Genomic DNA, 11522 nt, shown 5'->3' on the forward strand with positions numbered 1-11522 from the left:
GCGGTGCCGAAGTCGCGGACGTAGCTCCCGCCGCCGCGGCCGCGCCGGGTTTCGATCAGACCGCGGTCCCTCAGAACGGTCAGAGCCTGCCGCAACGTGACCGTCGAAACCTGAAGCTTGGCGGCCAGCTCGGCCTCGGTGGGCAGCCGTTCCCCGCCGGCCAGCAGGCCGACCGCGATCGTCATCTCCAGTTGATGCACGACGCCGTCGACCAACTTCGAGACGGAGTCGTCCCGCACCCGACCGAGATCGATAGAGAAGACGTCTTTCTCCACAGAATTCATATCCCCGCCAACGCACTTCAGGACGGATGAGAGTCTGACGAAGCCGGAGGGTGCGTCCGCCGAGGCTCCACCCCACGCTTAAACATCATAACTATACTTTATCTTCTCTCACCGTACCCGCTGCCCCGTTTCGACCGGCCTCCGCCCCACGGTGGGACGCCCAGCCGCACAGGAAGTCGATTCGGCTGTGCGGCTGGGCGAGTATCGAGGGCGGTGCCGTCCTAGGCGGGGGCGTCGACGATCTTCCAGTAGGAGTCCTTGCGGACGATCTTGTCGTCCCGGAACTCCCAGTGGTCGCATCCGCGCGCGCTCACCTTCTTGCCGTCGGTCGTCGTGCCGGTGACGAGCCATTCGGAGACGCCGAGGTCGCCCGAGACCCAGTGCCGGTCGGCGTCGTACTGGACGTCGGGCATTCCGGCAAACCGCGCGCCCAGTCCCTCGCGCACCGCCGCCTTGCCGGTGAGACGCTGCCCCCACGGCTCGGGTCCCTTCGACGTGTCGAAGGAACAGTCCTCGGTGAAGAACTCCATGATCGCGTCCAGATCGTGCGCGTTGAACGCCTTCATCAGCGCGTTCAATGTCTCGATCTTCTCTTCGTCCTGAACTGCCATCTTCAGATCTCCTTGTCGGATTGGATTGTCAATCTCAGAATGCGGTGAACCCGATCGCTCGTAGCTGGTCGCGCCCGTCTTCGCTGATGTCGTGGGGGCGCCAGCTTGGCAACCATTCCCATTGCACGACGTACTCGGTGTCCATCTCGGACAGCACAGTGCGGATCTGGCTCTCCATCACCACCGTCAGCGGGCATGCCGCCGACGTGAGCGTCATCGTGATGGTCGCGAGTCCGTCGTCGGCGATCTCGACTCGGCGCACGAACCCGAGGTCGACGATGTTCACGCCGAGATCGGGGTCGATCACGTCGTACAGCGCCTCGCGAACCGCGAGCTCCGCCGCTGTTTCCGGCGCGTTTTGCCGCCCTTGGGGCACGCTCGGCGGCGCGGCAGGAGGGGCGACCGACGCCGCTGCCACCAGCCCTTTGGGCCGCAACACGATCGTCACGTCGCTGGTCGGGCTGTTGATGAAGTCGGCGACGCCGTGTGCCTTGCGCCGTACCCGCACGATGTCCTCGGCGGCCACCGCGCTGCCGCCGCTGAGCACCAGGGTGCCGGCGTCCAGTCCACGCTCCTGCGCCCGGATCAACGCCTTGTCCAGCATCCGCGCCAGTTGCTCGCAGACGATCCCGGGCCCGAAACGCAACTTCGCCCGTGCCTGCGCGGCGGATTGACCCGTCACCCGTTCGAGCGCCTTCGACGCGTCGGGCTCGGTGATCCGGAGCTGGTGCTCCCGGACGACGATGTCGGTGGCTTCGGCCAGTGTCGTCATGTTCTCGCCTCCGATCGGCGTGCGCCTGCCTTTCGTGGAAGCAGGCTCTTGAGTGGAAAGCCCTTGTCGGCGAGCTGTTCCGCGGTGACCTCGTGTGGCACGGCCAGCAGTTTGCGCGTGTGCAGCACGTCGAGGGGCCGGTCCAGGGCCACGACGGAACGGATGCGTCCGTTCTCGAGGGAGAACACGGAGAACGACCGCTCCTCGATCGACCCGCGGATCACCCGAGTGCCGCCACCGGCGAAGTGCCCCACCGACTGCAGGTTGTGCTCGTACTGGTGGGACCAGAAGAAGTGTTCCTCGGCGAACGGTTCGGACGCACCGAGAAGGTTGCGGGCCGTGTTCGCACCGTGCCGCATCGCGACCTCGTGGTGCTCGACCCTGAGTCTGCGGCCGTGCACCGGGTGGAACCGCGAGGCGACGTCCCCGATCGCGTGCACGTGCGGCACACTGGTGCGGCCGTACTCGTCGGTGAGGATTCCGCCGTCCACGTCGATTCCGGCCTGCGCCGCGATCTCGGAGTTGGGTATCGAGCCGATACCCACCAGCAGATCATCGCACTCGAACAGTTTGCCGGAGCTGGTCCGCAGTTGGACCCCGGATGCGGTCTCGGTCATCGCGGAGACCACCTCGCCGGTGCGGATCTCGACGCCGCGTTCGGTGTGGATGCCGCCCATCGCGCCGCCGATCTCGGCGCCGAGCGCACGACCGAGGGGCACGGGACCCGGATCGAAGACCGTCACCCGCAGCCCGCGCGCCACGGCGACCGCGGCGACCTCGCAGCCGATGAACCCCGCACCCAGGATCGCCAGGTGGCGCCCGGGCGCGAGGCGCTGACCGAGCCGCTCGGCGTCCGCGATCGTGCGCAGGAAGTGCACCCGTTCGCCGTCGAAGCCGGGAAGGGTCCTCGCCCGGACACCGGTGGCCAGTACCAGGGCGTCGTACGTGAGTGATCGACCCTCGGAAAGGGACACTCGGCGGGCGACGGGGTCCAGATCCGTCGCCCGGGTTCCGAGCTCCAACTCGATGGCGTTGTCGGCGTACCAGCTCTCCTGATTCACCCGGAAGTCCGTGTGAGCGAACGTTCCGGTGAGGAACTCCTTGGACAGCGGCGGGCGCTCGTACGGGAGATGGGATTCGTCGGAGACGAGCACGATCTCGCCGTCGAATCCCGCCTCCCGCAGGCCGGCAGCAGTGGCCGCCGAAGCGACCCCGCCACCGACCAGCACGAACCTGGTCATCCGACACACACCGAGATGTTGCCGTCGCCGTCGACCTTGCACTGGTACGTGAGCAGTGCGCAGGTGGACGGGTTGATCCCCTTGCCGGTGGTGACGTCGAACTCCCACAGGTGCTGGGCACAGGTGAGCTTGTTGTCCTCGAGGTCGCCGTCGTTGAGCGGCCAATCCTGGTGCGGGCACCGGTTCCGATAGGCCAACACCTCACCGTCGAGGTTGATCAGCAGAACCGACTTGCCGTCCACCTCGACGGACTCCATCTCGCCTTCCCACAGGTCGTCGAAGTGGAAGACCGTGTGCCACTGCTGCGCCAACGTTTCACTCATCGCACTCTCCTCAGTTGGCCGTTGCCGCCGCGGCGAAGAAGCCGTTGTGGAACTCTTCGCGTGCGGCGCGCGCGCCTGCAACTACATCGGATGCCGGCGCACCGAGCAGTCCGGCCAGTCCTTCCGCTGCGTCGTCGGCGAGCGCCGACCAGCGGTCGATCCACTTGTTCAGCGCCGCCACGTTGGTGGGCCGCTGCTCCACCGCGTGCCGGGCAAGGGCGCCGGTCCAGCGGTTGCGTCGTGCACTGTCGCGGTCGAGCAGCCCGGACAACAGCCAGGAGAGTTCGTCTCCGTCGGCCTTGCTGATCTCGCCGAACTGGCGGATCAGGACGTCGTCCAACGTGGGTGCCAGGACGAGGTCGAGGGCGGTGAACGCCTCGCCCCAGTCGTAGGCGACGAGCGCCCGCTCGATCGCCTCGCGGGCCGGCTGCCAGGCCTCGTGCTGTTCCCAGATCTGCCGCTCGTTCACCCCGATTCCGGAGTCCGGATGGGCGATCTGCAGCATGCGGGTGCGGTAGGCGATCATCGTCACCCGGCGCAGGAAGTCCGCGTTCGCGTATCCGCCCGCACTGGTGACCGTCGAACTCGGGCCCATGTAGGCGACGTAGGCCTGCGCCTGCTGGAAGCCGTGGACCAGGTAGCGGGACGGCGTGTGCGCCGTCGCGAGCCGCGTCACCTGCTTCTGCGAGAGTCCGGCGTCCGCACCCGAGTAGCTGTCCAGCATGCCGTCGAGTTTGGTCTGCTCGTCGGCCTGCAGGTTCACGTAGGAGCGGTAGGCGATCTGGTCGGGATCGCGGAAGCTGTCCCAGTCGTCCGCCTGCAGGGGCGAGTTCTCGCGGTACGTGAGGAACCACAGGTTCAGCGGGGAGGACGTGTTCTGTTCGAACGTGCTGAGCCGGCCGTTTCTGGTGTTCCAGTTCTGGGCGTGCGTGACGATCTCGTACTCGCTCGGCATCCGGCGAACGTCGCCGAATGCGCTGAACGTGCGGAGCTTGCGTTTGCGTGCGGGCGTGGTCATCGGTCCGCTCCTTCCGTGACGGGTGCGGCGTCCTTGCGGGCACCCGAGCTCAGCCAGGTGATCGAGTCGCTCGCGGTGATGGCGCGACCACTGAACGAGGACATCAGGTTTTCCAGCGACCGGATGCGGTAATCAGAGCCGAGGTAGGCCTGCAGGGACGCCTCGGTGAGCACGACCCGCTCCTCGCCCTGAATGCGCACGTACGAGCCGCGGTCGATGATCTCGATGTCGGTGTCCGGGTTGTCGTCCTCGATCGCCGCGATGATCTGATCGACCTCTTCGCCCATCCGCAATACAGGTCCGACAGGGTTCTTCATGACGCCTCTTCCGGGATGTCGTACTCGACCGCGACGTGGTCGTGCGATTGGATGCCGGCTTCGGCAACAGTGCTGTGCCCCGGCAGTTTTCGTCCGTTGTGAATCACGACCTTGGGGTACGGGAGCGCTCGCACCCGCCGCCCCTCGGAGTGGTGGGCCACCGCGGCGGCGACCTCGTCCATCGTGTCCGCGGTGGTCACCGGGACCAGGATCTGCACGAAATCGGTCGAGAAGATCGCATTCAACGGAACCACTTCGGGTGCCCGGTCCTCGACCCCGAACTGGGTGTTTTCTCCGGTCATCGCTTCGCGTCTCCCGTCAGGATGAGGCCGCTGGCTGTGCGGCCGATGTAGTCCTTGGTCCACGCCGCGTAGTCCGGGTCGTCGCCCATCACGTCCGGGGTGACGCCCATGTAGTCGAGGATGCCGGGCACGGTCATCGGCTGAATCTGGCCGGCGAGGAACCGGTCCACGAGCGTCTCGTGGTTGACGTTGTCGCGGTCCTTCCACCAGATCTGGCGGCAGCCCATGGTGCAGAAGTGGTACGTCTTGCCGTCGTACTTCAGCGAGTGGTCGCGCACCTTCCAGCTACCGTCCCGGGCCATCGTCGGGTTGCAGGCGGGGAGGTGGCAGGTGCTGCACAGCCACGGCAGCGTCTCCGGCAGCGTGGCCTCGACGTTGTTGTTGTTGACGTTGTCGATGATGACGTCCCACTTCTCGCCGTAGATCGTCTCCCAGTTGGGGTACTTCTCCCGCAGCCAGTCGCGCTCGTCCTTGGAGACACCGGCCTTCGGCTTCCACCACAGGGTCGGGCGCCACCACCACATGCCCAGGTGCAGGCTGTGGTGCCAGGTGTCCAGTCCCCGCATGAACTCGTCCCAGAACCACGGCTTCTTCAGTCCGTAGCCCTCGATCGTGCGGAGGAACTGGTCGATGATCCACTCCTCCATGAACTCCCGGTAGGACTGCTTCCGGTGCTCGACGGGGGTGTAGTAATCCATCGGCAGACCGGTCAGGGCGGCAAACAGGCGGGCGGATCCCCAGAACGCCTTGTCGATCACCCACTGCGCACGGGCCGGGTCGTGCTCGACGAGGATCTCCAGGGTCGCGACGCCCTGCTGGGAGTGCCGGGCCTCGTCGGTCTGGATCGACGAGATCATGTTGGCGAAGTTGATGTCCCCGGACTCCAAAGCGTCCGCGGACAGGCCGACGAACTGCAGGTTGGTGAAACCGGTCTCGAACACCAGCGGCACCATCAGCGCGGTGTCGACCGCGTTGGAGGTGGTCATGATGCCGTCGAAGTAGGTGCGCAGCGCAATCGGCACCCAGTCGTTGGTGGAGTACGTCTTCTGCGTCCAGTCGAATTGCGGGTCCTTGCCGACGAACTCGTGTCCGAAGTACGTGGTGAGCGCGCCGTGCCGCAGCTCGTCGAGCTGACCGAACGTGGCCATGTTCCGCCACGCCGCGCTCAGCCCGAACCGAGCCATCTTCAGCTCGGCCAGGGTCGCGGTGTACTCGACCTGCGCGACACCACCGAAGTGCATCTTCGTCGACGACTTCCAGCCCTCGTCGAGGTTGTCGAAGACCGTCGAACGCTGCAGCGCGGCCTTCACCGCGTACGTCGACGCCTCCTTCTCACGCTGGGTGTACACGTACTCCTGGTAGCTGACCTTGTAGTCCTCTTCCCACTTCAGCCACGCATCCCGGGGCACCTTGCCGGTTCCGCAGAACCATTCCGGATAGACCGCCTCGTCGTCCACGTAGGACAGGGTCCAGTCGACGTCGCGGACGAAGTCCTGCCATTCTTCTCGCTTGAGCAATGCCATGGTGTTGGTGTTCCTTCGCTAGTCGACTTCGAGGTGGCCGAGTTGCCGGCAGACGCCCGCGTTGTCCCAGTAGGCCCGGATGCTGTCGATCAGGCCTTCCGGGTTGACGTGCATGATGAACAGGTGCGGCTCGGAGAACGGCTGGCCCTGCGGCGCGATGAACGCCCAGGCAGACTGCTGCGTGCCCGCGATGTCGCAGGCCACGACGACGTCGCCGTCGTCGTTGCCGTCGATGTGGTGCACGACGTTGAACAGGTTGGGGAACGCGTTGATCAGTCCGCTCCAGATCACCTTGCCGACCGTGCGGACCTTGCCGTCGCCGCGCATCACCCGCTGCTTGGCCCACACCTCGAACGGGATGTAGGAGAAATCCGCGTTGTCCGTGCACATGTCAGTCATGGCCTCGACATCGCGGCGCCGGTAGGCGTTGAAGAACTCGGTGACGACTTCGGTGGCTTTACGGGCTCCGATGGTCGGAGCGGAATCGAGTTGGATGGTCATGAGACGGTGTCTCCTTCTAGACGATCGTTACCTGGTCGGTTCGTTTCACGGCCAGACGGCGGTAGAGCTGGTTCTGGCACCAGTAGACGTCGATTCCGGTGATCGCGTCTCCGGTGACGGTGAACCGCCATGCGGAGTCCACGTCGAGATGCTTCTCCTGGTTGATCGCGCCCAGGTAGTCGGCAGCCTGGGTGCCTTCGATCTTCATCTCCACGACCACGACTCGGCCGAGTTCGAGCACGTTCCGCACGGTGAGGTGCAGGTCCGGGAACGAGACGACGATGTCGTCGAGAACCTTGCTGATCACCGGCTTTCCGCTGTCTGAGAGCTGAAGCGGGTACACGGTCACCTGCACGTCGCCGGATACGGTGGACAGTGCCGCGTCCACGTCCTGGAGGCGGAAGCCGGCGATGAAGGCCTCCACGGTCTGGCGGGGGCTTGTGGTCATGACTGACTCCTCGAAATAGCGCGCGGGTTCACAGATTCAATGCCTTCAACGTGGCGGTGGCGGCCGCGTCGGTGGAGTTCGGTTGCTGGCCGGTGATGAGGTTCCGGTCCACGACGACGTGGGAGGCCCACGGGTACGGTGCGTCATCGAACACCGCACCCGCGTTCCTCAGTGCAGCATCCAAATACCATGGCATACCGAGCATTCCCAGCTTGTTCTGATCCTCTTCCTCGTCGGTGAACGAGGTGAGCCGGAACCCTTCGAACAACCACTGACCGTCCGCACGCTCCGGTGCCGACAGCAGCATGGCCGGGCCATGGCAGAGCGAGGCGATCGGTGCGTTCTTGGCGTGCAGGATTCCGAGCAGCCTGCCGATGTCCTCGTTCTCCGGGAAGTCCACCATCGGTCCGTGTCCACCCGGCGCGAACACCGCGTCGAACTCGGCGAGCTGCTCGTCGCTCAGATCGGAAAGCGCCAGCGGCGAACGGAAACCCTCGATTGCGTCCAGCTTCGCCTTGCGCTCGTCCGACTTGGCCTGGCTGTCCGCCACCAGTTCCTGGACCGCGCCGCGCAGCGACTCTTCGGACAGACCACCGTCGAGTCCTTCGGCGAGCATGACGTCGACCAGCAAACGGTCCTGCGCCCAGGCTATCTTGGCGGCTCGGCTGACGATCTCGTGTGCCTCCGCGGATGTCTTGCCGGCCTCGACCAGCCGTCCCGCGATCCGGCGGCCGGCCATCAACTCCTGTTCCGTCGTGTTGTGCAGGGTGATCCGGATGTCGTCCGGATCGTGATGGAACGTTCGGTAGACGGACGCGAAGAAGTCCCGATCCGTGTCCGGGTAGTGGAAGATCGGGTCGAGACCGTAGGGGTCGGCGACCGGGGGCTTGCCGTCCGGCGTCATCACGACGACGTCGGCGCCCGCTTCGACGAACCGTTCGTAGGGCTTCAGCGCCTCTTCGGCCCAGAATCCGGTCGGGTGGCTACTGCTGTCACGGAGATCGATCTCCCGTGCACTGGTCACAAGATAAGCGATGCGAGGCATTCGTTGACTCCCGGTAATGGACTGGTTGAGTTCTTTGAACCTAGCTGGATTGTGGCCTGGCACACATCACAGAATCCTGCTGTGGTGTTGCGCATTCCTGCGGGCACTCGATGTGAGCGAAAGAGGCACGGCGAGTCGCCTGCTCGATTGCTCGACCGGATCATGTTCTCCCGCAACGACTGGGCTCAGGCAGACATGGCGCGCCGTGCGGTGAGGTGTGCATCGAGACGGTTGACGGCCTCGCGGATCGCCGCGTCGAACGCCGCAGCGACCTCCGCCGGCTCGACGTCCGAGCCGTAGACGAGCACGCAGCGGCCGTCGCGTAGATCGATGACGTCAATCGTGCCCAGGTGCGAGTCGACACTGAGATCACCACCGACGAGCTGATATTGGAGACGTCGTAGGTCGTCGTCGAGTGTCACCGTGTCCTCGATCAGCGTGGCGCCGTCCGTGAGGGTGATGCTGCGCCCGGAACTGGTTGCTTCCGAATGTGTCATCGCGGGGAACCAGTCGGCAACCGAGCCGACATCCCTGACGACGGACCACACCGACGCCGCATCGTGGTCGAGAATGGCATGAGAGCGAATGGATGGCATGTCAATCCCCTATCGTTATGTCATTGTACTGCAATTGAATTGATCACTCACGCGCAGGAAATAGCGCGATCGTCCCGGTGGTCACGACTCGCTCCAGTCGACACTGAAGTACTGGATCTCCGCGTACTCCGCGAGTCCCTCGCGGGCGCCCTCGCGTCCCAGTCCGCTTTGCTTGAGCCCACCGAACGGCGCGGAGGGGTCGGAGACGAGGCCACGGTTGATGCCGATCATTCCGGCCTCGATTCGCTCGGCAAGCTGGAGCGCCCGCTTGAGGTCGCGGGCGTAGAGATAGGCGGACAGGCCCATCTCGGTGCCGTTCACAAGACCGACCAGTTCGTTCTCGTCGCGCCAGGTCACCACCGGGGCAACAGGTCCGAAGATCTCCTCCCGCACCACCGACGCATCGGGGGCGACATCGACGAGCAGGGTGGGCGCATGGAAATATCCGCCGAGCTCGGCAGGGACAGCGGCCTGTGCGGCGACACGGGCACCGCCGGCGATCGCGTCGTCCACCAGTGCCGCGACCTTCTCCACCGCGCGGCCGTTGATCAGCGGGCCGATCTCGGTATCCGGGTTGCTGCCCGGTCCGACGACGAGCGTCTCGATCCGATCCGCGAAGAGTCGGACGAACTCGTCCGCGACGTCGGCGTGGACGTAGAACCGGTTGGCCGCGGTGCACGCCTGCCCTCCGCCGCGGAACTTCGCAATCATCGCGCCGTCCACGGCCGCCGTGAGATCGGCATCCTCGGTGACGACGAACGGCGCGTTGCCGCCGAGTTCCATCGACGCATTGAGCACCCGGTCCGCGGCCTGGCGAAGCAGCAGGCGGCCCACACCGGTCGAGCCGGTGAAGGACAGCTTGCGCACCCGGTCGTCCTCGAGCCAGGTGCGCACCACCTCGCCCGCTTCGAGGGTCGGCACCACGTTGATTACGCCGTCAGGGACACCGGCCCGAGCGAGGAGCCGCGCAACTGCCAGGGCGGTGAGCGGGGTCTCGGCGGCCGGCTTGAGGACCACGGTGCAGCCTGCCGCGAGCGCAGGCGCGATCTTGCGGGCGGCCATCGCGGCCGGGAAGTTCCACGGCGTCACGAGTGCGGCGATGCCGACCGGGCGCCGGGTCACGACGGTACGCACGCCGCCGGCCGGCGCCGGACCGTACGTGCCCTCCGTGCGCACCGCCTCCTCGGCATACCAACGGAAGAACTCCGCAGCGTAGGTGACCTCGGCGCGGGCGTCGGCAATCGACTTGCCGTTCTCCGCGCAGATCAGCGCCGCGAGACCGTCGACCTCTCCCCGGATCAGCTCGAAGCCACGGTAGAGAATCTCGGATCGCTGCCGAGGGCTGATCGCGGCCCAGTCGGTTGCCGCAGCCGCGGCGGCATCGACCGCGGCGGTGGCCTCGGCTACTCCCCCGTTCGCGACCCGGGCGATGACGGATTTGTCTGCGGGATCCTCGACGTCGAACGTGCCGAGCGATCCCGGGAGCCGGCGTCCGCCGACGAGGACGCCGTACTGTGCGTCGACAGACGCGATACGGTCCTGCAGCGAGTCGGTCATGGTCACGGGTAAGCCTCTCTGTTGGTGCAGTTCGGAGCGTGAGGGAGACCGCCGACGTCGTTGTCTACCAACCTTTTCGAAGACTGCACGAATTGGATCGATGATTCGGCGTGACATGTGGTCGTGAAAGACCAAGAGGGAGCCGGAGCATGCCCTCCGGCTCCCTCTGCGATCTGTTGTTTCCAGGGTTACCGGGCGGCGGCGTCGACCGTCTGGCGACGTTCCACGACATCGAGAACCAGCCGGCGTGCAATCCCTTCCGACGAGGCGGGATTCTGACCGGTGTACAGATTGCCGTCGACGACGACGAACTCGGTCCACGCATCCGGCGCGGACGAATAGACACCTCCCGAGCTCTTCAGACGGTCTTCGAGGAGCCACTTCGCACGCGGTGCGAAGCCCACCTGATGCTCCTCCTTGTTGCTGAACCCCGTGACCTTGCGGCCCGCGAAGAGCCACTCGCCGTTGTCATCCCGCGCGGGCAGCAATGCGGCCGGGCCGTGGCATACCGCGGCCACCGGCTTGCCGGCATCGAAAAACTGACGCAGCAGAGCACCGAAAAACTCGGAAACCGCAAGATCCTCCATCGGACCGTGCCCCCCGGGCACGAAGATGAAATCGAACGACGCCGCATCGACGTCTTCGAGCACCTCGGGCGAACGCAGGGCCGCGATCGACTCCAGGTGCGCCTTGATGCGCTGCCCTTCTTCGGCGCTGCCTCCGTTGTATTCGGGAGCGAACCCGACCTGGTCGGCAGTGGGTGTGACACCGCCCGGGGTGGCGATCGTGATGTCGATGCCTGCGTCCACGAAGACCTGGTACGGCGTACTGAGTTCCTCCGGCCAGTAGCCGCAGGGGTGCGTGGTGCCGTCGGCGAGCGTCCAGTAGTCGACGCCGGTGACGGCGATGAGGGCGCTAGTCATGTCGGATGTGCCTCGTTTCTCGTCTCGGTTGTTCGCTCAGGGTGTTTCCTCGGCCCATTAG

The 11522-nt window shown here is 65.7% G+C and carries 15 protein-coding genes; all 15 read right to left on the reverse strand.

All coding sequences use genetic code 11. From position 1 onward, the window contains the following. Window positions 1–284, reverse strand: a 284-nt coding sequence (locus ACFTZB_RS36350; protein ID WP_378439319.1) for a FadR/GntR family transcriptional regulator, incomplete at its 3' end; no start/stop codon positions are given. 221 nt (window positions 285–505) lie between these two features. Further along, window positions 506–895 (reverse strand): nuclear transport factor 2 family protein, encoded by a 390-nt coding sequence (locus tag ACFTZB_RS36355; RefSeq protein WP_378439321.1) that lies wholly within the window; start codon window positions 893–895, stop codon window positions 506–508. Window positions 896–929: 34 nt separating this feature from the next. After that, window positions 930–1667 (reverse strand): iron-sulfur cluster assembly protein, encoded by a 738-nt coding sequence (locus ACFTZB_RS36360; RefSeq protein ID WP_378439323.1) that lies wholly within the window; start codon window positions 1665–1667, stop codon window positions 930–932. Next, window positions 1664–2908 carry an NAD(P)/FAD-dependent oxidoreductase gene (locus ACFTZB_RS36365; RefSeq protein WP_378439325.1) on the reverse strand — a complete coding sequence of 415 codons (1245 nt, stop codon included), beginning with the start codon at window positions 2906–2908 and terminating at the stop codon, window positions 1664–1666. The genes ACFTZB_RS36360 and ACFTZB_RS36365 overlap by 4 nt, the downstream gene beginning before the upstream one ends. Then, a complete protein-coding gene (locus ACFTZB_RS36370) occupies window positions 2905–3231 on the reverse strand; it encodes a Rieske (2Fe-2S) protein (protein WP_378439327.1) in 327 nt (108 codons plus the stop codon). Before ACFTZB_RS36370 ends, ACFTZB_RS36365 begins: the two co-directional genes overlap by 4 nt. A 10-nt stretch (window positions 3232–3241) precedes the next feature. Further along, entirely contained in the window at window positions 3242–4249 is a 1008-nt protein-coding gene (locus tag ACFTZB_RS36375; RefSeq protein WP_378439329.1) for a toluene hydroxylase, read from the reverse strand. Continuing rightward, a complete protein-coding gene (locus ACFTZB_RS36380) occupies window positions 4246–4566 on the reverse strand; it encodes an MmoB/DmpM family protein (protein WP_378439331.1) in 321 nt (106 codons plus the stop codon). Before ACFTZB_RS36380 ends, ACFTZB_RS36375 begins: the two co-directional genes overlap by 4 nt. Continuing rightward, window positions 4563–4868, reverse strand: a complete 306-nt coding sequence (locus ACFTZB_RS36385) for a toluene-4-monooxygenase system B family protein (protein ID WP_378439333.1) — start codon at window positions 4866–4868, stop codon at window positions 4563–4565. The genes ACFTZB_RS36380 and ACFTZB_RS36385 overlap by 4 nt, the downstream gene beginning before the upstream one ends. Next, complete coding sequence (locus tag ACFTZB_RS36390) at window positions 4865–6391, reverse strand: toluene monooxygenase (RefSeq protein ID WP_378439335.1); 1527 nt, start codon at window positions 6389–6391, stop codon at window positions 4865–4867. Before ACFTZB_RS36390 ends, ACFTZB_RS36385 begins: the two co-directional genes overlap by 4 nt. 18 nt (window positions 6392–6409) lie before the next feature. Further along, complete coding sequence (locus ACFTZB_RS36395) at window positions 6410–6892, reverse strand: nuclear transport factor 2 family protein (RefSeq protein ID WP_378439337.1); 483 nt, start codon at window positions 6890–6892, stop codon at window positions 6410–6412. 16 nt (window positions 6893–6908) lie between these two features. Next, a complete protein-coding gene (locus tag ACFTZB_RS36400) occupies window positions 6909–7340 on the reverse strand; it encodes a nuclear transport factor 2 family protein (RefSeq protein ID WP_378439339.1) in 432 nt (143 codons plus the stop codon). 28 nt (window positions 7341–7368) lie between these two features. Beyond that, window positions 7369–8364, reverse strand: coding sequence for a DJ-1/PfpI family protein (locus ACFTZB_RS36405; RefSeq protein ID WP_378439341.1), 996 nt, complete (start codon window positions 8362–8364; stop codon window positions 7369–7371). Between the two features lie 206 nt (window positions 8365–8570). Next, entirely contained in the window at window positions 8571–8981 is a 411-nt protein-coding gene (locus ACFTZB_RS36410) for an SRPBCC family protein (RefSeq protein WP_378439343.1), read from the reverse strand. A gap of 81 nt (window positions 8982–9062) precedes the next feature. Continuing rightward, window positions 9063–10538 carry an NAD-dependent succinate-semialdehyde dehydrogenase gene (locus ACFTZB_RS36415; protein WP_378439347.1) on the reverse strand — a complete coding sequence of 492 codons (1476 nt, stop codon included), beginning with the start codon at window positions 10536–10538 and terminating at the stop codon, window positions 9063–9065. A gap of 188 nt (window positions 10539–10726) precedes the next feature. Continuing rightward, complete coding sequence (locus ACFTZB_RS36420) at window positions 10727–11461, reverse strand: type 1 glutamine amidotransferase domain-containing protein (protein WP_378439345.1); 735 nt, start codon at window positions 11459–11461, stop codon at window positions 10727–10729. Window positions 11462–11522 lie beyond the last annotated feature (61 nt).

Source organism: Rhodococcus sp. NPDC057014, assembly GCF_042673295.1.
Classification (GTDB): Bacteria; Actinomycetota; Actinomycetes; order Mycobacteriales; family Mycobacteriaceae; genus Rhodococcus_F.